Here is a 23,478-nt window from a genome sequence, read left to right on the forward strand (position 1 = left end):
TTCCTGTCGAACAGGCAGTGGCGGCGGACAACGCTACCCATCCGACTGGCTGATGCGGAACCCGACCCAGCCGACGGGCCAGTGACGATCGAGCGTGCGGTCCTGGATCGCGCCACGAGCGTGCGGTCCTGGATCGCGCCACGGACGTCGATGCCCGCATAAACGCTGTTAGACTGCGGACGCCCTCCCCGCACATGTACGCCACCATTCAGGACAGTGACATGACCGAATGCGTTCTAACATTGACCGGTCAGACCGAATGGGAAAGCTGGTTAGAGAAACACGGCAGCACGTCGACCGGAGCGTGGCTGCGTCTGGCCAAAAAAGGCGCCGGGCAGCAAACCGTCACCTACCAACAGGCGTTGGAATGCGCCCTCTGCCACGGCTGGATCGATGGTCGGAAGAAGGCCGAGAGCGAGCAATACTGGTTGCAACGCTTCACCCCACGCACCACAAAGAGCATCTGGTCCAAACTCAACAAGGAGAGGGCTGAAGCGCTGATCGCCGCGGGCAGAATGCGCCCGCCCGGCATGACCGAAATCGAGAAGGCCAGGAAGGACGGGCGCTGGCAGGCGGCGTATACGTCGGCCGGCAACTCGATAGTGCCGGACGACCTGCAAGCAGCCTTGGACGCGAATCCGGGAGCCAGGAAGTTCTTCGCAACACTAAACAGCCGTAACCGCTATGCCATTCTGTTTCGGATACAGAATGCCAAGAAGCCGGAAACAAGGGCGCGCAAGATCCGCGAATTCATCGACATGCTGAATCGAGGCGAAACCGTCCATCCATAGACAGGAAGCGCTCGACAGCGCTGGCGCACCTATTCCCGGCATCGACAGGTCCGCTCCGGTCGATCGCGGCGCCCCCCCCCCCGTTCTGCATCGCCCACTGCGTGGCCCAACGCCTGCCGAAGCTCACGCCGACATTCGTCTACTGGTGCCGCGCATCGAAGGGTCACCCCTCCGCCTGATGACACACGACCTCGATATTGTGTCCATCCGGACCGATGACGAACGCCGCGTAGTAGTTCGCGTGATAATGCGGCCGCAGCCCGGGCGCGCCGTTGTCCTTCCCGCCGGCCTCCAGCGCCGCGCGATAGAACGCATCGACTTGCCGCCGATTGTCCGCTACGAACGCGATGTGGAGATGCGCCGGTTTCTCGGCCGTCTGGAACAGACACAACGAAGACTTGGCGGGCGTACTGATCTCGATCCCGTAAGACGGCTCGCCGTCGTCCACCGTCACGGCACCAATCGGTTCGAGCGCCTTGAGGAAAAACGCCTTGCTGGCGGCAAAGTCGCTGACTCCGAATTTGACGTGGTCAAACATGAGATCCCCTCGGATAGATGGGCTGGCCTGCACCCGGGTGTGATGTCGAGACCACCGCGATGTTGCCACACACAGCCGGCGACAGTACACCTCTCGGCTCACCAACAAAAAAAGCCCGACAGAGTCGGGCCAACGAGCGAGACACAAGGAGAATCCCGCTCACCCCTCACCGGGCGGTCACGCCGCACGACACGGCGTTGTCAAGATTCGGAGGAGGCCCGACGAACGCGCGCGGGACCGAGCGCCATCAATCGTCAGCTACTGCGTCCGTCTGGAAAAGTTCGAAGAAGCAGGCCTATTGCGAAACAGACGCATTCGATGCTTCAGCCGTCGGCATTTGCGGCAACGGCATCGCCGCCGTGTTGTTGCTCGCTCCGCCGCCCGACGCACCCGCTGCATTCGTGCTGCCGGCTTGTCCGCGACGGCCCCGGTGCGCGCCACGCGCGACCGCGGGTTCGCTCGCCGCGACCGGCCGTATCGGCGGATGCGAGATGTACCGGAAATTGTCGTCGATCGCGCTGTTGCCGGTGTCGTACGGCTGGTGTACGAAAACACTGCTGGTAACGGCCGCGCTGGCTTGCGCGAACGCAGCCGGCACGACGGACATCGCGGCAGTTGCCGCCGCGGCGCCGAATGCGACGAAGCGCACGAGCGAACCGGTATTTCGGGTGATCGGATGGGCTGTCACGCTACGTTTCCTCCAATGCGGATCGGGCCGGCAATCGCTCGACCGCCGGCGACACCCGCCCGAAAAAATTGGCCCACGCCGAAAAGCGCGGGCCGAGCGGAGGTCACACAACACCTTGGGGGGGACAAGGCGAAACCAGTCTAGCCCGAGTCACTGGAAAGAAGATTTCATGCCGTATTACAGCTATTACTTCATATGACGAAGCATCGGCTGGCGCCGTTGGCTCCGGTCAACGCGGGCCGCACAGATGCTGCGTGAACCACTCCGCCGCCGCCTGGCTGGTTGCGTCGAGGTGCTCGAGATACGGCGTGAAATGCCCGCCCCTGATCTGAAGCAAGCGCTTCGGCTCCAGTGCGTTTTCCCACGCCTTGAGGCAAAGGTCGGTGGGCGTCAGCACGTCCTGGTCGGCGACGATCATCAGGAGCGGTGTCGGCGAGATGCGGTCGACGTACTGGCCCGGCTCGTTCTCGCGGGACATCTCGGCACTGCGCAACGTCACCTCATTTCGCCAGTTCGGCGCAAACTGCGCAGCGGACTCGGTGAAGAACCGGTACGCATCCGAGCCGGCCATCGCACAGGCGGCCAAGGGATCGACGCTGACGGCCGGCAGCATGGCCGGCGAACCGCCCGCGAATCGCTGCCGGCGGTCCTCATCGAAGCGAGCCAGCATCGCCGGCACCCGATCGGAACGCGTGCGGCGCAAGCCCGATTGATGCCCGCTGATCGTCGGCACCTGCGACACCACGCATTTGACGCGCCGGTCGATGGCGGCGACTTCGAGCACGTGGCCGCCGCTGTAGCTGGTGCCCCAGATGCCGATGCGTTCGGCGTCGACATCGGCACGCGTCAGCAGATAGCTGATCGCATCGCGATAGCCGCGCTTCTGTTGCACGGGGTCGATTTCCTGACGGGGCAGCCCGTCGCTTGCGCCGAAGTTCTTGTGATCGTAGAGCAGCACGGCAAAGCCACACGCGGCGAACGCCTCCGCATAGCGGTCCAGGTACTGTTCCTTCACGGCCGAGAAGCCGTGCGCCATCACGATGGCGGGATACGTGTTGCTATCGGCGGTGCGCTGCGCCGGCGCGTAGAACCAGCCTCGCAGCGTCGTGGATTCGGACGGAAATTCGATGTCGGATCGCGTCATGTCGGCTTGCCTCGTTCGGTCGGTGGTAGCGATGACCGACACGATAAGCCTGCACGCCGCGCCCCGCGTGTTGCGGAGAGACGTTTGCTACGCGGAATCGGACAATTTCGCGTAGGCGCTCGGCGTCATGCCGGTGAACCGGCGAAACACGGTCGAGAATGCACTCGTGGTTTCGTAGCCCAGTTCGGCCGCGACAGCGATCACGGAGCACCCTGATGCCAGCAACGGACGCGCAGCCGAGATTCGGGCCTGCTGCCGCCACTGGCTGAACGACAAGCCGGTTTCGGCGGTGAACAGCCGCGCCAAGGTCCGGCTCGACGCACCGACTTCATCGGCCCATTCCGTCAGCGTTCGTTGATCGGCCGGATTCGACAGGATTGCATCGCATATCCGGGCAAGGCGCCGGTCCCGACCGGACGGAAGCCGCAGCGGCTGCTCGGGGGACCACTCGATTTCCGCCAGCATGAGCTGGATGACGAGATCGTCGCGTCCGGCCGGATGAGCGTCGATCGGGAGCGACGACGCGCGCACGATCAACTCGCGCAGCAGCGGCGAAACCTCGACCAGCCGCGGTTGATTCGGGTAGGCCGACGGGTACGCGCGCGGGTCGACGTAGGCGGTTCGCATTTCGAGGAGGCCGTGTGCACGCATCGCATGCGGAAGGTCCGGCGGAATCCACAGTGCGCGATGCGGCGGGATCATCCACATCGACTGGCACGCGAAGACTTCGGCAATACCCGTCATCGTGTAGACGAGTTGCGCGCGCGGGTGTCGATGTTCGGCGACGACGAAACCGTCGGGAAACGCTTTCGGCATGACTGCCGCGATACCCGGCGCGTTCTGGTAGTCGCGCGGGTCGGTGCTCTTCGGGGCATGCGAGATGCCGGCACGCTTGGGGTTGGCTGTCGCGCTGGGCGTGATCGCTTTACCGTGGCCGTTCCCTTCGCCCTTCATCGCTCGTCCTTTCGTTTGTGCGGGACGGTCAGGTCATGCGGTCCCGGCGAACCGGACAGATGATACGGGAATGCCGGGGTCCAGGAACCTCGGACCGAGGCAGCAAATCGACAACGAACGCGCATCGCCAGTTCTCCGTACCGCGAACCCGATACGTTGCACGCAGCGCCCGGTCTCGCGAGTTTCAGCGATCTTGGAAGTTCGATTCCGTGCTGCTATCGTGGTGCCTCTTTCGATGATCTCGGAGTGGCGGATACATGCCGTTGATCTTGCGTCGAGCAACGACAGCCGATGCCGTAGAGGTGGCCGAAGTCTTTCTACGGTCGCGCACTGCGCTGGCGTCCTATGCGCCGCTCGCGCACGCCGAAGCGGCGGTCCGGGACTGGATTGCCGACATGCTGATCCCGTCGGGAAACGTCACCGTTGCAGTGAACGATGACCGCATCGTCGGCATGGCCGCACACACCGTCACCGACGGCGTGGCATGGCTCGATCAGTTGTACGTGTGCCCCGAATTCAAACGGCAAGGGATTGGCACATCCCTCCTGGAAGCCGTGAAAGCGCAGACGGACGGCAAGCTCCAGCTCTATACGTTCCAGATGAACCGCGATGCTGCTGCGTTTTACGAGCAGCACGGGTTCGTTGCCATTGCATACAGCGACGGAAGCAGAAACGAGGAAGGCTGCCCGGATGTCTTGTATTGCCTGATGCGGTAGTGCGTCCATCCGTTGGCTCGCATTACTCGTCTGCCCGGAAGAAATGCGGATGGCTTGATCGCCGATCTCGTTCGACGGTCTGAGCTTCTGCTTGCATGCGGGAACTGCGGGCGAACAATCCTGGTGAAGGAAACCCAAGACGTGTTCGGGATACGGTTCTTCAAGCCAGAACCGGACGCGCAATGAGCGGTTCGACACCGCTCGTTGAGTTGCTCAAGGGTGACGGAACGAAAGTGGTTGCAAAGACAACACATTACGCGCGCACCGTCCCGCCAGCGATCCGGTGCGCACCTACTCCGCAATCACGCCTTAAAGAATCCGGTTCAACGCATCCGAGAACCGCTTGACCGCGCCATCGACATCATGCAGCTTGTCGAGACCGAACAGCCCGAGCCTGAAAGTCTTGAAATCCTCCGGCTCGTCGCATTGCAGCGGCACGCCGGCCGCAATCTGCAACCCGACATCCGCAAACTTCTTCCCGGTTCGAATACCGTCATCGTCCGTATAGCTGACCACTACCCCCGGCGCCTCGAACCCCGCCGCCGCCACGCTCCGGAACCCCTTCTCCGCCAGCAGCGTCCGAATGCGTTCGCCAAGTTCGAGCTGCTCGGCCTTCACCTTGTCGAAGCCGTACGCCTCGGTTTCCTTCATCACGTCGCGCAGCGTCGTGAGGCTGTCGGTCGGCATCGTCGCGTGATACGCGAACCCGCCGCCCTCGTACGCTTCCATGATCTGCAGCCACTTGCGCAGATCGCACGCGAAGCTGGTGCTGGTTGTCGCATCGATTCGCTCGCGCGCGAGCGGGCTCAGCATGACCATCGCACAGCACGGCGACGCGCTCCACCCCTTCTGCGGCGCGCTGATCAGAATATCGACGCCGCTAGCCTGCATGTCGACCCAAACCGCCCCCGACGCGATGCAATCCAGCACGAACATCCCGCCGACCGCGTGCACGGCATCGGCCACCGCGCGCAGATACCCATCGGGCAGCATCATCCCAGACGCCGTCTCGACATGCGGCGCAAACACCAGATCGGGCTTGTTCTCCTTGATCGCGGCGACCACTGCGTCGATCGGCGCCGGCGCAAAGGCAGCCTGCCGGCCTGCTTCGACCGGGCGCGCCTTCAGCACCGTCGTTTCGGACGGAATGCTGCCCATGTCGAAAATCTGCGACCAGCGGAAGCTGAACCAGCCGTTGCGGATGACGAGACACTTCTTGTTCGTCGCGAACTGCCGCGCCACGGCTTCCATGCCGAACGTCCCGCTGCCCGGAACGATCACGACCGATTTCGCGTTGTAGACTTTCTTCAGCGTGGCGGAGATGTCGCGCATGACGCCCTGAAAGCGCTGCGACATGTGGTTGACCGAGCGATCGGTGTACACCACCGAATATTCGAGGAGTCCCTCGCGGTCAACATCGGGAAGTAAACCTGGCATGCTCGCCTCCGGTGAAAGATGAACGATGGAATCAGGGCGCGCAGCGCCTGCGACTCGATACTGCTCTGCACCCGTGCAAATGCGTCATTTCCTCGACGAAAGCAGATTCTAACGAACGCGGCAGGCCGATTGGGGCATATTTTGTCCGCAATCCGGTTCGATGCGCGTCAGTACCGGCCCGTGACGCGCACGTAGCCCTGTTTCGTGTAAGGGTTAACGACGCATGCGGCAGGCAGCCCATAACATGTCGATCAGACTCTTCACGACGGAATCTTCGATGACCGCCTCTTCAGCTTCGTCCCTGCAGTCGCCCGCCGATCCTGCGCTCGCCGAGCGCATCGATGCGGTCCTGTCCCGCCAGCTCGACACGCAGCGCCTCGTCGGCGCCGTGGTGCTGGTCGCATGCGACGGCGAACTCGTCTACCGCCGCGCGGCCGGGTTCGCGGACCGCGAATCGCGCACGCCGATGCGCGAGGACACGCTGTTCCGGCTTGCGTCGGTCACGAAGCCGATCGTCTCGGCGGCCGCGATGGCGCTCGTCGCGCAACACAAGCTGTCGCTCGACGACGACATCACGCGCTGGCTGCCCGAGTTCCGTCCGGCGCTGCCCGACGGCCGCGTGCCGGTGATCACGGTGCGTCAGCTGCTCGTGCATACCGCCGGCCTCGACTATCGCTTCAACGAAACCGACGCGAACGGCCCCTATGCGCGCGCAGGCGTGTCGGACGGGCTGGACGGCGCGGCGATCACGCTCGCTGAAAACCTGCGCCGGATCGCCAGCGTCCCGCTGCAGTTCGCGCCCGGCACCGGCTGGAACTACTCGCTGTCGATCGACGTCATCGGCGCGCTGATCGAGGCCGTCTGCGGCACGCCGCTCGCCGACGCGATCGACGCGCTCGTATTGCGTCCGCTCGGTGCGCGCGACACGGCCTTCGTCGCACGCGATCCCGCGCGGCTGGCCACGCCGTACGTCAACGACACGCCGCAGCCGCACCGCCTCGCCGAGAACGAGACGGTGCCCATCGACGAAGGGTTCGTCGGCGTCACGTACTCGCCGTCGCGCGCGCTCAATGCGCACGCGTTCGCATCGGGCGGTGCGGGGATGGTGGGTACCGCCGGCGACGTGCTGACGGTGCTGGATACGCTGCGCGCGGGCGGTGGCGCGATCCTGCCGGCCGACCTGGTCGCCGAGATGGGCCGCGTACAGACCGGCGACTTCGAATTGCCGGACCTGCCGGGTGCGGGCTTCGGGATCGGGTTTTCGGTATTGCACGACCCGCAGGCGGCCGCGTCGCCGGAGTCCGTCGGCACATGGCGCTGGGGCGGGGTCTACGGTCATTCGTGGTTCGTCGATCGCGCCCGCGGGCTGACCGTCGTGTCGCTGTCGAATACGCTCTACGAAGGGATGAACGGCCAGTACACGCTCGATCTGCGCGACGCCGTCTACGGCGCCGGCTGATCCGCGCAAACAAAAAAAGGCCCGACAAGCGTCGGGCCAATGGGTTTGAGACACAAGGAGAATCCCGCCCACCCCGCTACCGGGCGGTTACGTCGCGCTACACGACGTTCTTTTCGACGATCGGCCGGTTTTCCAGCACTCGCGCCCAGCCGAGCGACGACAGGTCGAGCGTGTCATAACGCCCGCCCAGAATGAGTTCACTGACGCCACGCCCCGTCGCCGGCCCCTGCTGCAGCCCGTGGCCGCTGTAGCCGTTCGCGAACACGACGTTGTCGAGGTCAGGGTGGTAGCCGATGATCGCGTTGTGGTCGAACACGTTGTACTCGTAGTACCCGGACCAGCAATTCTCGACACGCAGCGCCTCGAATTCCGGCACGCGGTTCGCGAGCGTCGGCCAGATCACCTCGTCGAACAGGTCATGGTCGACTTCATCGAGCGGCAGATCGTCCGGATCGCGATCCGGGCTCGGCGACGTACCGCAAATATACGTGCGCCCCTCCGGCCGGAAGTACACGCCGGTCGGGTCGATCAGCAGCGGACAATCGGCGAGCTTCGCCGGCGACGATACGTTGAAGATGCTGCGGCGCCGCGCAAACACGGGGATGTCGATGCCCATCATCGCCGACAGCGTGCGCGTCCATGCACCCGCTGCGTTGACGAGCGTGTCGCACGCGTAACGCTCGCCGTCGCCCGTCACGACATGCGTGATCTTGCGGCCGTCGCGCACCACGTCCTTCACGTCGGCCGGCACATATCGCGCGCCAAGCGCCTGCGCCTTCTTGCGCAGTGCCTGTACGAGCCCATAGCCGTCGAACCAGCCTTCGCCGCTCACGCCGTACGCGCCCGACACGAGATCGTCGACGTTCAGCCACGGAAACTTCGCACGCAGCGCATCGCCATCCATCAGCCGGATGTCGGCGCCGAGGCTCGTCTGCAGCGCATGATTCTCGCGCAGCGTCGCATCGCCGGCCGGCGTGGCGAGGAACAGGTAACCGCCTTCGTGCAGATCGATCGACGGCCGGTTGCCGTCCACTTCGAGCCGCTCGCCGATCGAGCGCAGGAAGTCGATGCCGAACAGCGACATCTCGATCGACAGCGGTGTCGAGAACTGCTGGCGAATCGATGCGGCCGACAGCGCCGACGACGATCGCGCATAGGTGGGGTCGCGTTCGATGACGGTCACGGCGACCGTGGGATCGGTGGCGCGCAGGAAATAAGCGATCGAGCTGCCGATCACACCACCGCCGACGATGACGACTTGAGAACTCACGACTGACTCCAGTTGCACGTAAAAGGGCGCAGCCAGCCGGCCGCGCCTGCAGGTTGTTCGTGCCGCGTCGCGCGCGGCGTCGCGCGGGCAGACTTCCCCGGCGATCGCTTCGGCTATTTCAGCACGTCCGGCATCGCCGCGAAAGTCCGCTCGCGCGGGTTGCGTTCAGTCCGCCGATTTCGTCGTGACGGGCTGCCACGCGGCGTTCTTCACTTCATACAGCGTCGAGCTCGGGTTCTTCAGGTCGCCCGTGTTCGTGAACGCGATCGTGCCCGTGATGCCGTCGTAGCGCGTGCCCTTCAGCGCGCCGTTGAAATCGGCCGGCTTCGTCGAGTTCGCCTTCTGCATCGCGTTGATCGCGATCCACGTCGCGTCGTACGCGAACGGCGCATACGCGAGCATGTCGATGCCGTACTTCTGCTTGAATTTCGTTTCGAACTGCTTGCCCTTCGCGAGGCGCGACAGCGGCTGCCCGTATTCCCACACGGAAGCGCCTTCCGCCGCATTGCCGGCCAGCTTGATGAAGTTCGCGTTCATCACGCCGCCGCCTGCGAGGAACTGCGCGCGGATGCCGAGCTGGCGCATGCGCTTCACGAGCATCGCCGCCTGCGCGTCGAGGCCGCCGAAGAACACGAGATCGGCGTTGGTGCTCTTGATCTTCGTGAGCTGCGCGCTGAAATCGACCGCCTTGTCGTTCGTGAATTCGCGCGCGACGATCGTGCCGCCGTTCGCCTTCACGGCCTTCTCGAATTCGTCGGCTTCGCCCTGGCCGAACGCGGTGCGGTCGTCGATGATCGCGATGCGCTTCGCCTTCGTCACGCTCGCGGCGTACGCACCGGCGTTGCCCGCGTTCTGCGTGTCGGTGGCGATCACGCGGTACACGGTGCCGAGCCCGGCGCGCGTGATGTCGGGATTGGTCGCCGACGGCGTGATCATCGGAATCCCGGCCTTCGCGTAGATCTTCGACGCGGGCAGCGTCGTGCCGGAATTGAAGTGGCCGATCACGACGGCCACCTGCGCGTCGGCAAGCTGCTGCGCGGCCTGCACGCCGGTGCGCGGATCGCTCTGGTCGTCCTGCGACGCAACGACGAATTTCACCGGCTTGCCGCCGACCGTCGTGTGCGCGGCATTCGCCTCGTCGACCGCCATGCGCACGCCGTTCTCGATGTCCTTGCCGTACGCGGCGCCGCCGCCCGTCAGCGGGCCGGCCACGCCGACCTTCACAACCGTTTCCTGCGCGTGGGCCGCGCCCGTCTGGAACGCGAGGAGCGCGGCGGTCAATGCGGCGCCGGAAAGCGAACGAATGCGGAACGTCATGGCAATCCTTCTTCTGTGGGTCGGGGTGCAACGCGCGCTTGCCGCGCGTCGGCGACCTCTGGCGCGCCGGTGATGTCGTTGCCTGCCGGGGCGCCGTTCAATGCGCCCAACCGGCCGGCCGATCACCGCGGTTCCGTCTCCGAAGAACCTTTCGTCGCGAAAGAGGTGAATGGATTGTGGGTAGCCAATACCGGTGCAGCAAACGAAATATCGGAACTATGTTGTGAGGATTTATCATCAAGTTCCGCGTTCGCGGCCGACCCGCGGCCCGCGCAACGGTGGCCGCGGGTGGAATCGTTCAGTGGGAAACGGCGGCGGCACGCTTGGGTAAAGGCCGGCCGTGGTCATGCCGATGGCGCATCATCGTTGCGACGATGGCCCGGCCGGCCTGCGCGGCGCCCGCAACGCCGCATCATCGGTCAGTGCCGATCGGCGCCGGTATGCTTGCGCACCGCATCGGCCGCCTCGCCGGCCTTCTCCTGGAGCTTGCCGGCCTGCTGTTCGGCCAGGCCTTCCGCTTCCGTCTTGCGGTCGCCCGTCACCTTGCCGAGCGCTTCCTTGACCGAACCCTTGACCTGCTTGAGCTTGCCTTCGATGCGATTCCTGTCCATGGTCGTCTCCTGCGATGGTTGGAGAGAGCCGGCGATGTGACGGCCTGCGCCGCACCGCCGAGTGGACAGGATCGCAAGCGAGCGCCGCGGGCGGCAGATGCGGATGCACCAACGGGCATGGTGCATTCGTACCGACGGCCGCGGCCTCCGGTATCAGTCCTTGCCCTTCGCGCCGCCCTTCGTGCCGCGCGCGCCGCCCGCTTCGGCCGCGCCGACGATTCCGCGCTCGCGCGCCCAGACGATCGCCTCGCCGCGGCTGTGCACGTCGAGCTTCGCGTAGATCGTCGCGACGTGATTGCGCACGGTGTTCGGCGCGAGCCCGAGGCGGCCGGCAATCTCCTTGTCGGCCAGACCGTGGCACAGCAGGTCGAACACGTCGCGCTCGCGCGCGGTCAGGTCCGACAGCTGCGCGCCCGCGTCCGGCGCATTCGCGCGCCGCACGTTCGCGAGCTTCTCGATCAGCGTGCGGCTGAACCACGATGCATCCTGCATCGCGGTCTCGATCGCATAGACGAGCTCCATCTCGGTACGCTTGCGGTCGCTGATGTCGAGCAGCGCGACCAGCAGGCAGTCGCGCCCGTGAATCGCAACCGGGTCGGCCGACACGACGCAATCGCGCACGTCGCCGTCGCGCGTGCGGATCTGCACGTCCGCGTTGCGCACGCTGCCGTCGCGCGCAAGCCGGCCTTCGATGCGCAGCCACGCGCCACGCTCGGCCCACAGCCCGATCTCGTCCGCCGACTTGCCGAGCAGGTCGTCCTGCGCGTGACCCGTCATCGCCGCGAATGCGCCATTCACGTCGAGCAGCTCGAAGCGGTCGGCCGTGACGATCGCGGTCGCGACCGGCGCCATCCGGAATGCGGTCGCGAAGCGTTCCTCGCTCTGCTTCAGCGCGCGCTCGGCCTGCTTGCGCGGCTCGAGATCCATGAACGTGAACAGCATGCACGCCTCGTCGTTCATGTCGATCGGCTGCCCGGCAACGACCACCGCCTTCGTGCTGCCGTCCGCGAGTTTCAGCACGGCTTCCATCTGCGGGATCGTCGCGCCTTCGCCAAGCCGCTCGATCGCGAGTTCGCGGCGCTCGGCCTGTTCGAGCACGTCGACTTCGTACACCGAGCGGCCGAGCACGTCGTCGCGCGCGTGGCCCGTCATGTCGAGAAAGCCCTGGTTGACCTTCACGTAGCGCAAATCGTCGAGCCGGCAGATCACGGCCGGCGCCGGGTTCGCGTTGAAGGTGCGCTCGAAGCGCTCCTCGGCGCTCGCCCATTCGGTTGCGTCGTGCAGCACGAGCGCGAGGCAATCGGGTTCGCCGGCCGCGTTCGTCAGCACGAGGCTGCGGATGCGGTGCACCCAGCTCAACGTCTCGTCGGCGGCCGATTCGACTTCGACCGTCACGTCGCTGAATTCCTCGCCGGCGATCACGCGATCCATCGGATAGTGGCCGTCGCGCACCGGATGGTTGTTCCGGTAGCGCAGCCGGAAGCGCTCGCGGTATGCGGTGACGTCCGCGCCGAGCGCCTTCAGTTCGGTCACGCCATGCATCGCGAGCGCGGCCTCGTTCGCCCAGACGATCCGCTGGTCGGGCTCGACCAGGATCACGCCCTCGGTGAGCCCCGCGATGATCTGGTGCAGCTGGCGCCGGTCGGTATGCGACTTGAGCACCTGTTCGTTTACCTGTTCGTTCATCGAATGGTTTTCCGCGTGGTCAACTTGGCCGCCGGCCCGGTCGTATCGTCGTCGACACGCGCCGGCCGGCGCGTGTGGCGATGATCGCTTGCCGCCCGGGCGCATGACAGGCGCGAATGCACTATCCGCCATAGTACATTCGCACGCCGCACGCCATCGTGCGGCATCCCGCCGATCCCGGACGCATCCGCCTGGCCCGCTTTCCACTTGCGCCACTCGACTGACGCATCCCCCCGCTCCTCCCGCCCCCCGTGCAAACGCACTAGCCGATCAGGTGAATTTGCGCGATGTCCGCTCGCGTTCGCATCGGTACGCTGGTACTGCATCGGCGCTCATGCGCTGCCTTCCCAACCGCAGAGGAGAAGCCCGAATGAAGCTGCACCAGACACCCGATCCGACGCGGCCCGAACCGCATCCGGACAGTCCGCCCGAACCGCCGCCCGGCACCGATCCGCCGGTGCCGCTGCCGCCCGACATGCCGCGCCCGGATATCCCGCCGCGCGAGCCCGGCTACGACACGCCGATCGTCCGGTGACGGCTGACGCCGTTCGCCTTTACGCATTCGACTCGCCAACCGACGGAGAACCCATCCATGAAGAAGACCCCGCATCTTTCGACGCTGCTCGCCGTCAGCGCGGCGTTCCTGCTCGGCGCCGCACCGCTCACGAACGCGGTTGCGCAGGACGCCTCGGCCGACAACGGCACGCAGGTCCATTCGAACCAGCCCGTCACCGACACGTGGATCACGACCAAGGTGAAGGGTGAGCTTGCGACCACCGAAGGCGTGAAGAGCACCGACGTCAGCGTGAAGACGGTCGACGGCGTGGTCACGCTCACGGGCGTGCTGCCGTCCAAGATCGCCGTGAAGAAGGCGATCGCCGTGTCGCGCGCCGTGAAGGGCGTGAAGCACGTCGACGCATCCGGCCTGAAGGCGAAGGCCTGACTTACCGCGCGGCGGTTGCCGCGCGCCTACTCCCGCAGTTTTCCCGTTACGACACAGGAGCACACGATGAACGAGGACAAGATCAAGGGCCAGTGGAAGCAGCTCACCGGCAAGCTGAAGGCCAAGTGGGGCAAGCTGACCGACGACGATCTCGCGGTCGCGGAAGGCAATCGCGACTATCTGGCCGGGAAGATCCAGGAACGTTACGGGATCGCCCGCGACGCGGCCGAGAAGCAGTTGAAGGAATTCGATCGCGAACTGTAACGCCTCCGGCTACTTCACCCGCCGCGGCGCCGATGGCGTCGCGGCCATCAGGACGACGACATGGGCAAATACCTGATCGCCTGGCTGCTCGGCGTGCCGTTCGGGCTGCTGGTGCTGTTCTATCTGATCACGCACGTCTTCTGACGGCGCGGCGCCCGGCACGCGCCCGCCGCCTTCGCGGCACCCTCATCCTCCCGGCGACGCAATCGACCGCGGCACGGCGCTCCGCCGCTGCCGCTCGAACGCACGCGCGCTCCGCGGCATCGCGGCCGTCAAACGCAAATCGGGCAGGACGCCTGCACGCCCTGCCCGACCGGTTCGTCACGGCTATGGCGGTGCTTCGTTACTTCGCCGCGTTCGCCGTCATCTTGAAGATGCCCTGCGCGTTGCCTGCGTCGAAGCGCAGGTCGGTCACCCAGCGGCGCGCACCCTGGTCGAACGTGCGCTTGCGCGTGATGAACTCGTAGAACGAACCCGGCACGTTGCGCTTCACCGTGCCGCCGTCGCGCGTACGGAACTCGCGCTCGACGGTATCCGCGCGATACGCGGTCTGGAACACGCGGCCCGAACGCGAACGCTCGACTTCCGGCTTCATCGGCCGCCCCTTTGCCTTCTCGTCGTCCGACAGCTTGAACACGTCGGCGACGCGGTCGGTCGCGTGGTTGAACGCGTTGCCTTCGGTCGAGATCCACGCCATTTCCGCCGATTCCATCAGCAGCGTTTCGTAGTCGAGCTCGTTCGGCAGGTCGTGCTGGCGCGCGAACGCACCGACGATCTCGGGCAGCAGCGCGTGCGCGGCTTCCAGCGACAGCCAGCCCTCACGCTCGACTTCCCACAGCAGCGCGACGGCCGCCGGCGACAGCGGATCGCGCGACGAACTGACGACGTTCGTCACGGCCTGCTGGAATTCCTTCGAGAAACGTTCCGGATGCAGCTCGCTGACGAAGAACTGCGCGATTTCGTCCGGTGCATCTTCATGCGCATACGCACGGCCCGTCATGCCGAGCTTGTCGAGCGGGTAACGGCCGTTCAGGCGGAAGCCGAGCGGACGCAGGATGCGCGTGAACGCCGCTTCGCCCGGCGGCAGCGCGCCCGTGTTCGGCCAGCGCACCGTGCGCAGCGCGCCGTGGTCGAAATAGACCGAGCCGCCGCTTTCGATCGCTTCGGCCGTGTACACGCGGCCGTTCGCCGAACGCTCGAGCAGCCCTTCGAACAGCGCCATGTTCATCGCCTGCGCGATTTCCGCGCGCGTCACGACGCCGTCTTCCCATTCTTCGAGGATGGCCGGCATGTTCAGGGTCGAGAACAGGGCGTCGGTCTTCGCCTGTCCCAGCAGCTTCGTCAGCAAGCTCTCGATATTCGGATTGCGCATCAGGATTCTCGTCTCGGGGGACCGCCGGCAAACGTGCCGGCAACTCGTTGGCCGGCCGCCCCACGGGCGCCTGACCTTGCGTGGGGAGCATTATTCAAAGGGTTGCAGTGGGGCGTAAAGCGAGATTAAATTGACACGTGATGAGTTTTTGGAATTATTAGCCGTTCCTCGCCTGCCTTCCGCCCCCACTCGGCGCGGGCCCGTTCGTCAGACAAATCGAGCATCATGCGTAAATTCAAGATTCCCAACATGGGCGCGCTCGTGGCTTTCGAAGCCGCCGCGCGCCACGAAAGCTTCACGCACGCGGCCAAGGAGCTGTTCCTGACCGAAAGCGCGGTATCGCGCCAGATCGCGACGCTCGAGGCGAGCCTCGGCGTACGGCTGTTCGCCCGCGTGAAGCAGCGCGTCGTGCTGACGCGCGCCGGCAAGCTGTACGGCACGCAGGTGCGGCGCGCGCTGGAAACGCTCGACCGCGACACGCTGTCGATCATCGCGCACGGCAGCGGCGGCGGCTACCTGGAACTCGCGGTGTTGCCGACCTTCGCGTCGCACTGGCTGATCCCGCGCATCAAGAGCTTCTACGACCGCACGCCCGACGTGCGCGTGAACATGGGCAGCCGCACCGACCTGTTTTCGTTCGAGGACACCCACTTCGAAGCCGCGATCCACTACGGCAAGCCGACCTGGCCCGGCACGTCGTCCGACTACCTGTTCGGCGAGGAAGTCGTGCCGATCTGCTCGCCCGCGCTGCTCGACGGGCCCGTCGAGCGCGTCGAGGATCTGCTCGCGTATCCGCTGCTGCACTCGACGACGCGTCCCGGCGCGTGGGCGCAATGGTTCGAGGCGCACGGCATCGAGGACATCCGCACGATGCAGGGCGTGCGCTACGAGCTGCACACGATGCTGATCAGCGCGGCCGCGGCCGGGCTCGGCGTCGCGCTCGTGCCGAAGTTCTTCGTCGAGGAACAGTTGCAGCAGCTCGGCCTCGTCGTGCCGTGCGATGCGGCCACCGTCGGCGATTCGGCGTACTACCTCGTGTATCCGACGGAATTCAGCCACAGCAAGCCGCTGGAATCGTTTCGCGGCTGGCTGCTCGAGCAGGCGAGCGCGTATGCGGCGCCGGAGGGCGCGGCGGAGGATGACGGCCTGGAGGATGACGAGGACGTCGAGTAACGGCGCTGTCGCGCCAACGTCATGGGGCGGTGGCGTTGCATGCATGCCGCGCCGGCGGGCCAGCCGTGACGACCTTCACCAGCCGCGCACTATCGGGCGTTTCCAGCCCCGGGCACGCCGTATCCAGATCGCGGATCACGAGCGTCGCGCGCCCGTCGAGCCGGCACACGCCGCGCGGCTGCGCGGCGGGCAGCCGCAGTCCGCGTCGCGCATCCTCCTGGTTCGTGAAAACGATCACGCCCGCGCGTTGCGAGCGGTCGGGCAAGCGCTTCGCCGACGCAGCGTCTTCTTCGAACCACACGTCCGGCCCGATCGTATCGTCGTCGTAATCGACCGCGAAGCGGCCCGACAGCGTGATCGCCCGGTCGACATGCACCGCATGGCATTCCGGCTCGGCGGCCACGACCGAGCCGCACGCCAGCAACAATACGATACCCGGCACGCGGGCGCGGCCGGTCATGCTCAACACATCAATCATTTGGCGGATCATGGGCAACACGGTGCGGGTCATCGTGACGACGACCCGCATTGTCGCGCACGGCGCGTGCGTGACGGGCGTTACATATGCCACTTCACCGTGGCAGTCAGCGTACGCGGATCGCCGGGCATGTTGTACAGGTCCGCATTGCCGTGCGCGGCGATGAAGTAGCGGCGATCGAACAGGTTGTCGAGCGTGAGCGTCACGTCGACCTTCTTGCTGCGATAGCCGGCCCCCAGGTTGAACACGGTGAACGACGGCAGCGTGACGAGATCGCTCGCCGACGTATAGCGCGCCGACTGGAACTGCATGCCGGCCGCAGCATAAAAACCGTACGGCAGCTCGCGCTTGAGCCACAGGTTCGCGCTGTGGCGCGGCATCAGCCCCGGCGTGTTGCTCGACACCGCGAGGCCAGCCGCCGTCGATTGCGCGGAACCGTCAACCGTGCCGTTCATATACGCGTAACCCGCATACACCGACCACCTGGGCGCGATCTCGCCGGTGAAGCCGAGCTCCATCCCGCGCACGTGCTGCGTGCCGATCGGCAGCGCATAGCCGGGATTCGCCGGATCGCCGATCTGCTGGTTGGTCTGGCGCATGTCGAACAGCGCAACGCTGGCCGTCGCCTTGCCGCCGAGGTCGAAGCGCGAGCCGACTTCATACGCGGTGGTTTTCTGCGGCGCGAGCGCGGCGCCGTTCGAGAACGCGCCGGAACTGATCAGCGTGTCGGCGAGCGGCGAGAACGACTGGCTGAACGAACCGTACAGCGTCAGCCAGTCGAGCGGTTCGTAGATCAGGCCGACGCGCGGGCTCCACGCATGATCGGTGCGGTCGAGGTTGACGTTCGACGACGTGTAGTCGTGGCGGATCTGGTTCAGGTAGTCGAAGCGCAAACCGGCGAGCACCTTCCAGTGTTCGGTCAGCGAAATCAGGTCCTGTGCGTAGACGCCTGCGAGCCCGACCACCGTCGATGCGTTCGTCTTCGCCCGCGCGCCGGTCGGCACGCCGGGCAGGATCACCGGCTGCGGATTGAAGAGATCGTAGGTCGCGACCTTCGTCACGCTGTAGATCGTGTCGAACTTCTGCTGCTGCGACAGTTCGAGCCCGTACAGCAGCTCGTGGCGCATGCCGAACAACGACGTCTTCTGCGTCAGTTCGAACAGGCCGTCGATGCCGTGATCGGTGCGCTGGCGCGTCGACTGGTCGAGCGTGACCACCGGGTGCGCGGCGGTCTTGATCGGCTCGTACGTCACGTAGTTCTTGCGCTCGAGCGAGAAGTCGTACGCGCGGATCGCGCCGTGGAACGACAGCGAATCGTTGAAGCGGTGATCGAGCGACACCGTCGCGCTCTTCGCGGAAATGTCGTTGTACGAGCTGTTCGCCGCATCGGCCGAGCCGTAATACGTGTTGATCGGCACGTCGACCGGCCGGCCGAGATACGCGGGCAGGCCCTGGTCGGACGTGCGGCGGTCGTGCAGGTAGTCGAATTCGACGTTCAGCACCGTGTCGCTGTCGAGCTTGAACTGCGCGGACGGCGCGATCGCCTGGCGGTTGAGCTGGAACTGGTCGCGGAAGCTGTTCGAGTTCTCGGCCGCGCCGGTGACGCGAAAACGCGCCGCATCGTTCGCGTTCCAGCCGAGGTCGAATTCGCCGCGCCGCTCGCCGCGCGTGCCGAGCGTCACGCCCACGTCGTTCACCGGGGTCGCCAGCGGCCGCTTCAGCACGCGGTTCACGATGCCGCCCGCCGAACCACGCCCGTACAGTACGGCCGCCGGCCCCTTCAGCACCTCGACGCGATCGACGTTCGACAGGTCGCGGTAGTACAGCGCATCGTCGCGAATGCCGTCGACGTACTGGTCCGTGATGCTGTTGAAACCGCGGATCGTGATCTGGTCGCGCTGGCCGTCGCCGACCGAGAAGCCGACGCCCGGCACGTTGCGCAGCGCGTCCTGCATCGACGTCGCGTTCTGGTCCTCGATCACCGCGTGCGGGACGACGTTCACCGTCTGCGGCACGTCCATCAGCGACATGTCGGTCTTGGTCGCTGCACGCGAGTGTCCGCCGTCGTACGACGCATGCTCGGCGGCCGCGTTGACGGAAATCGCGGGCAAGGTCGCGGCGGCTTCGCTCGCCTGTGCAAACGAAGTGCGTGCGCCAGCCAGCGACGTGGCGATCAGAAGCGCATGGCAGGCGCTCTTGTTGAGTTTCATCGTGAACGTAGAGGTGGTGAAGAATTGCGGCGAACGAAAGCACACCCGGCCAATGCGCGAATCACGCGACGAACCGGCGGGTGAAGCCCTTTCCGTGAAGGAGATGACGCGCGCGGAGGATCGCCCGTTGCGCATGCCGGCCGGCGAATGACCGGCACGGATGGATGCCGGCCGGCACGCCCGGCATGAACCAGCCGTGACATCCCGTCATGGTTCGTAATCGGGCGAAATAATAAACGAGAATGATTCGTATTTTTAGTTAATTTTTAACGTGTCTCCTGTCCGCAACGTGCGCGCACATGGCGATCTGCATTCCTGACGAATGCCTTTCTGTTCGACGGAATGAATGCGCCCGAAACGTAATGAAAATGAAAGAACAGGATCGACCGGATCGCGTAGCGGCGATCACATCGAATACGGGAGCCGGGAAACGGAAGGGACGAGATTGGAGAGGATCACGAAGGATCGGGGCGGGCAGGCGGAACGGATTCAAAGGTCCGGTGCGCGCCGGACCGGGCAACCCCGACCCGGCGCTCCGGGCAGCCGACCTCGCATCGGCAACGCGGCGGACCTACTTCTATTCTTCACTACGTCTGCTCTCAGGCTCACTTCATTTTTTTCTTCGCCGCGCTGCGCCATTATCCGCCCAATCCGGCCAAAGTGAAACGTTTGCGGTTGCACCAGGCACGTTATACCGGCCATTCGTCAACAGTCTTTCCAAATACTTACGGTTCGCGCGATGCCATTCGGCCATCCTTGCATTCGAGACGGCGTTCCTTTTTAATGGAACTGGTTCCATTCGTTGAATCGGCCAGGGTCCCGCGTGACGCGCAGTCGCGTGCGCGTCATGATGCCGATTCAGGATCGAGGATCATTCAGCTCAGGATTCGCATCGCCCGTCCCTCCCGGACACCCCGTCAAACGAGACCGTCATGCCCGATTCCGCCTCCTTGCAGCAGCTGTTTCCCGCCTATCAGGACATCCCCGCCGAATTCCGGCTCACCGCCCCGATCCACCAGCGCGTGTCGCTCGTCGACGGCGCGTTGCGACCGTGGGATGGCGCGACCAAGACCGTCCTGTCGCCCGTGTGCGTGCGACAGGCGGACGGCAGCGTCGAGCAGGTCGAGATCGGCAGCTACCCGGTGATGGGCGAACCGGAAAGCGACGCGGCGCTCGACGCCGCGGTGCGCGCATACGATGCCGGCCGTGGCGAGTGGCCGACGATGAAGGTCGAGCAACGCATCGCGTGCATGCAGGACTTCATCAAGCGGATGGTCGCGCAACGCGAACTCGTCGTGAACCTGATCATGTGGGAAATCGGCAAGAGCCTCGCCGATTCGCAGAAGGAATTCGATCGCACCGTCACGTACATGACGCAGACGATCGACGCGCTGAAGGAACTGGACAACGCGAACTCGCGCTTCGTGATCGCCGAAGGCACGATCGGCCAGATCCGCCGCACGCCGCTCGGCGTCGTGCTGTGCATGGGCCCGTACAACTATCCGCTGAACGAGACGTTCGCAACGCTGATCCCCGCGCTGCTGATGGGCAACACCGTGGTGTTCAAGCCGCCCCAGTACGGCACGCTGCTGTTCGAGCCGCTGCTCGAAGCGTTCCGCGACGCGTTCCCGAAGGGCGTGATCAACACGATCTACGCGCCGGGCGCGGTGGTCGTGCCGCACATGCTCGCGTCGGGCAAGATCAACGTGCTCGCGTTGATCGGGTCGAGCAAGGTGGCCGATCACCTGAAGAAGCAGCACCCGAAGTCGCACCGCCTGCGCGCGATCCTCGGCCTCGACGCGAAGAACGCGGCGATCGTGCTGCCCGACGCCGATCTCGACCTGACCGTGAAGGAGTGCCTGCTCGGCGCGCTGTCGTTCAACGGCCAGCGCTGCACCGCGCTGAAGATGCTGCTCGTGCATCGCTCGATCGTCGACGAATTCCTGAAGCGCTTTACCGCTGCGCTCGAACAGCTGAAGATCGGCATGCCGTGGGAGAAAGGCGTCAGCATCACGCCGCTTCCGGGCATGCATCGCACGGCGTACATGACGGACGCGATCGACGATGCAAAGGCCAAGGGCGCGCAGGTCGTCAATCACTCGGGCGGCGAGTTCAGCAAGACGCTGTTCTACCCGGCCGTCGTGTATCCGGTGTCCGAAGGGATGAAGCTGTACCGCGAGGAACAATTCGGGCCGATCATTCCGGTCGCGCCGTTCGATGACGTCGAGACCGCGCTCGACTACGTGACGACGTCGGATCACGGCCAGCAGGTCAGCATCTTCGGTTCCGATCCGGCGCAGATCGGCGCGCTCGTCGATCCGCTCGTGAACCAGGTGTGCCGCGTGAACCTCAACTGCCAGTGCCAGCGCGGGCCCGACGTGTTCCCGTTCGCGGGGCGCAAGGATTCGGCCGAAGGCACACTGTCGGTGAGCGACGCGCTGCGCGCGTTCTCGATCCGCTCGATGGTCGCCGCGAAGCAGACCGACGGCAGCAAGCAGCTGCTCGATTCGATCGTGTCGGATCACCACTCGAAGTTCATCAACACGGGCTTCATTTTCTGACGCACGCGGCGGGTGTCGCAGCGCCCGCCCGATCGCCAGGCCCTCGGCGAAGCCGCGGCGGTTGCCCGCCTACCGTGCGAGCGCCGCCAGCACATTCCGGCGGTAGCTCGGGTCCTTTTCAAGAATCTCGAGCACGCCGCGCGTTGCGTCGACGTTCGTGTACAGCTCGGCGTTGCTCGATTCGGCGCCATTCGCGAAGAGAAACACCTTCGCCTGCACCGGCGACGTACGAACGCGACGAAGATCCCCGCTCAGCACGATCATGTCGCCGTACACGCGCGCCGCAAAATGCGGCGACGACAGTGGCTGTCCGTAGAGTGTTGCCATCGCGTCCAGCAACGCGTCACTCTCGCCGCCGATCGACTGGTAGGCAATTCCCCGGCCGGTGCCGGCACGCACGCCGAACACGACCTTGAGACCGACCGTCCTGCCCTGGTAGACGCCTCGCGCCACGACCGAACACTGATTCAGGTCGTCGCAGTCGATTGAGCGGACCGCGAGGCGAATGTCAGCGAGATCCCGCAGCACGGGGGCCTGCGCGGTGGATATGTCAGGCAACGCCGGCTCGCGAGCGGCACAGCCGAACGCCAGACAAACAGACAGCCCCGCGCCCAGCAAGCCCGGCACGATGGCGCGAAATCGACTCACGTCATGTTCCCGTGTTCAATTGCGCCGAGCGGCTCGGCCACGCGATTGACGCGCTCGAACACGTCAACGACGTCGTCGCCGTCGAATGAAAACACGGCAAACTCGTATGCCAGAAATCGCGCCCGAACGGCTTCCGGCAGTTCGTCGTATCGCATCCCTGCCACGACTTCGCCGTCGATCGGGCCGCACGAGCCTGATAGCGGCAACGTGCCATCTCCGAATTGCCAGATCGTCCTGAGACGCCGCATCCCGTCAACCACCCCGAAACGCGCAAACCCGTCGTCTCCCGATGTGCGCATCCACACTTGCGTGTCGACCCACCGGTCGCGGAGGATCGCATCGATATATTCCTGCTGCTGTTCCAGCGTCCAGTTGGCATCCCGCGACCGATCGCCTGGAAACGCATGGATTCGACTACGCAGGCTCGTCGGCGCCAGCACCATGGCGATACGCCAGATTTCGAGGTTGCGGCCCATCTTCCCCCCATCGGAAATCGCTTGTGAATCGACCTATCGTACGCCCTGGACGTTGGTCACCAGCAGCCTGATCCCCGCCACGCCGAACACGACGGCCAGACACGCCTCCATCGCGTGGCGGCCGCGCACGTACAACCGGCGCGCACCGTCCATCGAGAACACGAGCGCATAGCCGCCGAACACCACGCAGCCGATCGCGAGGCAGCCCGGCACGACGGCGCCGTGCGACGCGCCCGCACCGTTCGACGACAGCGCGACGATCGACACCCATACGAGGATCGCCTTCGGATTGGTCAAATGCAGCATCGCGCCGCGCACGTAGAAGCGCGACAGCCGCGGCTCGCTCGCCGCGTTCGCCGATGCCGCCGCCGGCCCCGACAGCGCCGTGCGCCCCGACTTGAACGCGAGCCACAACAGGTACAACCCGCCGAAGACCTTGATCGCGACCAGCAGCTTCGACCACGCGAGCAGCGCGGCCGACACGCCAAGCGCGGCCACCGTCGCCCAGAACATCGACCCGGAGATCACACCGAGCGCGAACGCGAGCGCCGCTTTGCGGCCCTGGTTCGCGGCGACCGACATGATTGCCAGATTGCTCGGCCCCGGGCTGGCCGTGCCGATGAAATACGCCGTGTACGCCAGCAGCAGGTTGGCCGAGAAGAAGGTGGAGACGCTCATGTCGAACCTCGCAGGGATGATCCGGAGATTGTTGGCAAACGCACGCCGTCTGCCCATGAACAGT

At 65.3% G+C, this 23,478-nt stretch carries 24 protein-coding genes; 10 read left to right on the plus strand and 14 right to left on the minus strand.

What is annotated here, in order from left to right:
- Window positions 1-221: 221 nt before the first annotated feature.
- Window positions 222-791, plus strand: a complete 570-nt coding sequence (locus ACWMMN_RS29805; protein ID WP_256087276.1) for a YdeI/OmpD-associated family protein — start codon at window positions 222-224, stop codon at window positions 789-791.
- A gap of 163 nt (window positions 792-954) precedes the next feature.
- Here the strand turns inward: ACWMMN_RS29805 and ACWMMN_RS29810 are convergent, their stop codons facing one another.
- A complete protein-coding gene (locus ACWMMN_RS29810; RefSeq protein WP_256086796.1) occupies window positions 955-1,329 on the minus strand; it encodes a VOC family protein in 375 nt (124 codons plus the stop codon).
- Window positions 1,330-1,526: 197 nt separating this feature from the next.
- On the opposite strand from ACWMMN_RS29810, the gene ACWMMN_RS29815 reads away from it, so the two are divergent.
- Window positions 1,527-2,216: a hypothetical protein gene (locus ACWMMN_RS29815; RefSeq protein WP_486423529.1), complete on the plus strand. Its 690-nt coding sequence runs from the start codon at window positions 1,527-1,529 to the stop codon at window positions 2,214-2,216.
- Window positions 2,217-2,246: 30 nt separating this feature from the next.
- Here the strand turns inward: ACWMMN_RS29815 and ACWMMN_RS29820 are convergent, their stop codons facing one another.
- Both ACWMMN_RS29820 and ACWMMN_RS29825 read right to left on the minus strand, forming a co-directional pair.
- Window positions 2,247-3,161 (minus strand): alpha/beta hydrolase, encoded by a 915-nt coding sequence (locus ACWMMN_RS29820; RefSeq protein WP_486423530.1) that lies wholly within the window; start codon window positions 3,159-3,161, stop codon window positions 2,247-2,249.
- A gap of 87 nt (window positions 3,162-3,248) precedes the next feature.
- Entirely contained in the window at window positions 3,249-3,977 is a 729-nt protein-coding gene (locus ACWMMN_RS29825; protein ID WP_486424107.1) for an AraC family ligand binding domain-containing protein, read from the minus strand.
- Window positions 3,978-4,372: 395 nt separating this feature from the next.
- Between ACWMMN_RS29825 and ACWMMN_RS29830 the strand changes: the two genes are divergently transcribed.
- Window positions 4,373-4,831 carry a GNAT family N-acetyltransferase gene (locus tag ACWMMN_RS29830; RefSeq protein WP_486423531.1) on the plus strand — a complete coding sequence of 153 codons (459 nt, stop codon included), beginning with the start codon at window positions 4,373-4,375 and terminating at the stop codon, window positions 4,829-4,831.
- 309 nt (window positions 4,832-5,140) lie between these two features.
- Here the strand turns inward: ACWMMN_RS29830 and ACWMMN_RS29835 are convergent, their stop codons facing one another.
- Complete coding sequence (locus ACWMMN_RS29835) at window positions 5,141-6,268, minus strand: aminotransferase class V-fold PLP-dependent enzyme (RefSeq protein ID WP_486423532.1); 1,128 nt, start codon at window positions 6,266-6,268, stop codon at window positions 5,141-5,143.
- 277 nt (window positions 6,269-6,545) lie between these two features.
- Here ACWMMN_RS29835 and ACWMMN_RS29840 point away from each other — a divergent pair, with 277 nt between their 5' ends.
- Window positions 6,546-7,727, plus strand: coding sequence for a serine hydrolase domain-containing protein (locus ACWMMN_RS29840; RefSeq protein ID WP_486423533.1), 1,182 nt, complete (start codon window positions 6,546-6,548; stop codon window positions 7,725-7,727).
- A gap of 97 nt (window positions 7,728-7,824) precedes the next feature.
- Here the strand turns inward: ACWMMN_RS29840 and ACWMMN_RS29845 are convergent, their stop codons facing one another.
- The 4 genes from ACWMMN_RS29845 to ACWMMN_RS29860 form a co-directional block, all read right to left on the minus strand.
- Window positions 7,825-8,997, minus strand: coding sequence for an NAD(P)/FAD-dependent oxidoreductase (locus ACWMMN_RS29845; protein ID WP_059237695.1), 1,173 nt, complete (start codon window positions 8,995-8,997; stop codon window positions 7,825-7,827).
- A 165-nt stretch (window positions 8,998-9,162) separates the two neighbouring features.
- Window positions 9,163-10,314 (minus strand): branched-chain amino acid ABC transporter substrate-binding protein, encoded by a 1,152-nt coding sequence (locus ACWMMN_RS29850; protein WP_059237696.1) that lies wholly within the window; start codon window positions 10,312-10,314, stop codon window positions 9,163-9,165.
- A 419-nt stretch (window positions 10,315-10,733) separates the two neighbouring features.
- A complete protein-coding gene (locus tag ACWMMN_RS29855) occupies window positions 10,734-10,925 on the minus strand; it encodes a CsbD family protein (protein ID WP_059237697.1) in 192 nt (63 codons plus the stop codon).
- A gap of 153 nt (window positions 10,926-11,078) precedes the next feature.
- Window positions 11,079-12,611, minus strand: a complete 1,533-nt coding sequence (locus ACWMMN_RS29860) for a helix-turn-helix transcriptional regulator (RefSeq protein ID WP_059237698.1) — start codon at window positions 12,609-12,611, stop codon at window positions 11,079-11,081.
- Between the two features lie 370 nt (window positions 12,612-12,981).
- Here ACWMMN_RS29860 and ACWMMN_RS29865 point away from each other — a divergent pair, with 370 nt between their 5' ends.
- From ACWMMN_RS29865 to ACWMMN_RS29875, 3 genes are all read left to right on the plus strand, one after another.
- Window positions 12,982-13,146 carry a hypothetical protein gene (locus ACWMMN_RS29865; RefSeq protein ID WP_174993373.1) on the plus strand — a complete coding sequence of 55 codons (165 nt, stop codon included), beginning with the start codon at window positions 12,982-12,984 and terminating at the stop codon, window positions 13,144-13,146.
- Window positions 13,147-13,203: 57 nt separating this feature from the next.
- Window positions 13,204-13,554 carry a BON domain-containing protein gene (locus ACWMMN_RS29870; protein WP_059237699.1) on the plus strand — a complete coding sequence of 117 codons (351 nt, stop codon included), beginning with the start codon at window positions 13,204-13,206 and terminating at the stop codon, window positions 13,552-13,554.
- Between the two features lie 66 nt (window positions 13,555-13,620).
- Window positions 13,621-13,818 carry a CsbD family protein gene (locus tag ACWMMN_RS29875; protein ID WP_048251752.1) on the plus strand — a complete coding sequence of 66 codons (198 nt, stop codon included), beginning with the start codon at window positions 13,621-13,623 and terminating at the stop codon, window positions 13,816-13,818.
- 343 nt (window positions 13,819-14,161) lie between these two features.
- Here the strand turns inward: ACWMMN_RS29875 and ACWMMN_RS29880 are convergent, their stop codons facing one another.
- A complete protein-coding gene (locus ACWMMN_RS29880) occupies window positions 14,162-15,190 on the minus strand; it encodes a DUF1338 domain-containing protein (RefSeq protein ID WP_059237700.1) in 1,029 nt (342 codons plus the stop codon).
- Window positions 15,191-15,415: 225 nt separating this feature from the next.
- Between ACWMMN_RS29880 and ACWMMN_RS29885 the strand changes: the two genes are divergently transcribed.
- A complete protein-coding gene (locus tag ACWMMN_RS29885; protein WP_174993372.1) occupies window positions 15,416-16,363 on the plus strand; it encodes a LysR family transcriptional regulator in 948 nt (315 codons plus the stop codon).
- Window positions 16,364-16,382: 19 nt separating this feature from the next.
- Here ACWMMN_RS29885 and ACWMMN_RS29890 read toward each other — a convergent pair whose 3' ends face one another.
- Together ACWMMN_RS29890 and ACWMMN_RS29895 are read right to left on the minus strand one after the other, a co-directional pair.
- Window positions 16,383-16,892 carry a hypothetical protein gene (locus tag ACWMMN_RS29890; RefSeq protein ID WP_486423534.1) on the minus strand — a complete coding sequence of 170 codons (510 nt, stop codon included), beginning with the start codon at window positions 16,890-16,892 and terminating at the stop codon, window positions 16,383-16,385.
- Between the two features lie 29 nt (window positions 16,893-16,921).
- Entirely contained in the window at window positions 16,922-19,051 is a 2,130-nt protein-coding gene (locus ACWMMN_RS29895; protein ID WP_174993371.1) for a TonB-dependent receptor, read from the minus strand.
- On the opposite strand from ACWMMN_RS29895, the gene ACWMMN_RS29900 reads away from it, so the two are divergent.
- Together ACWMMN_RS29900 and ACWMMN_RS29905 are read left to right on the plus strand one after the other, a co-directional pair.
- Window positions 19,041-19,202: a hypothetical protein gene (locus ACWMMN_RS29900; RefSeq protein WP_486423535.1), complete on the plus strand. Its 162-nt coding sequence runs from the start codon at window positions 19,041-19,043 to the stop codon at window positions 19,200-19,202. The two genes, ACWMMN_RS29895 and ACWMMN_RS29900, sit on opposite strands and share 11 nt — an antisense overlap.
- Before the next feature lie 781 nt (window positions 19,203-19,983).
- A complete protein-coding gene (locus tag ACWMMN_RS29905) occupies window positions 19,984-21,612 on the plus strand; it encodes an NADP-dependent glyceraldehyde-3-phosphate dehydrogenase (RefSeq protein ID WP_256086806.1) in 1,629 nt (542 codons plus the stop codon).
- 69 nt (window positions 21,613-21,681) lie between these two features.
- Here ACWMMN_RS29905 and ACWMMN_RS29910 read toward each other — a convergent pair whose 3' ends face one another.
- From ACWMMN_RS29910 to ACWMMN_RS29920, 3 genes are read right to left on the minus strand one after another with little or no spacing between them, the layout of a single operon-like run.
- A complete protein-coding gene (locus ACWMMN_RS29910; protein ID WP_486423536.1) occupies window positions 21,682-22,260 on the minus strand; it encodes a hypothetical protein in 579 nt (192 codons plus the stop codon).
- The gene (locus tag ACWMMN_RS29915) at window positions 22,257-22,736 is read right to left on the minus strand and encodes a hypothetical protein (protein ID WP_340625371.1); all 480 of its coding nucleotides are present in this window, start codon (window positions 22,734-22,736) and stop codon (window positions 22,257-22,259) included. The genes ACWMMN_RS29910 and ACWMMN_RS29915 overlap by 4 nt, the downstream gene beginning before the upstream one ends.
- Before the next feature lie 33 nt (window positions 22,737-22,769).
- Window positions 22,770-23,414, minus strand: coding sequence for a LysE family translocator (locus ACWMMN_RS29920; RefSeq protein ID WP_486423537.1), 645 nt, complete (start codon window positions 23,412-23,414; stop codon window positions 22,770-22,772).
- Window positions 23,415-23,478: the final 64 nt, after the last annotated feature.

Source organism: Burkholderia cepacia complex sp. TUM26381 (assembly GCF_057439935.1).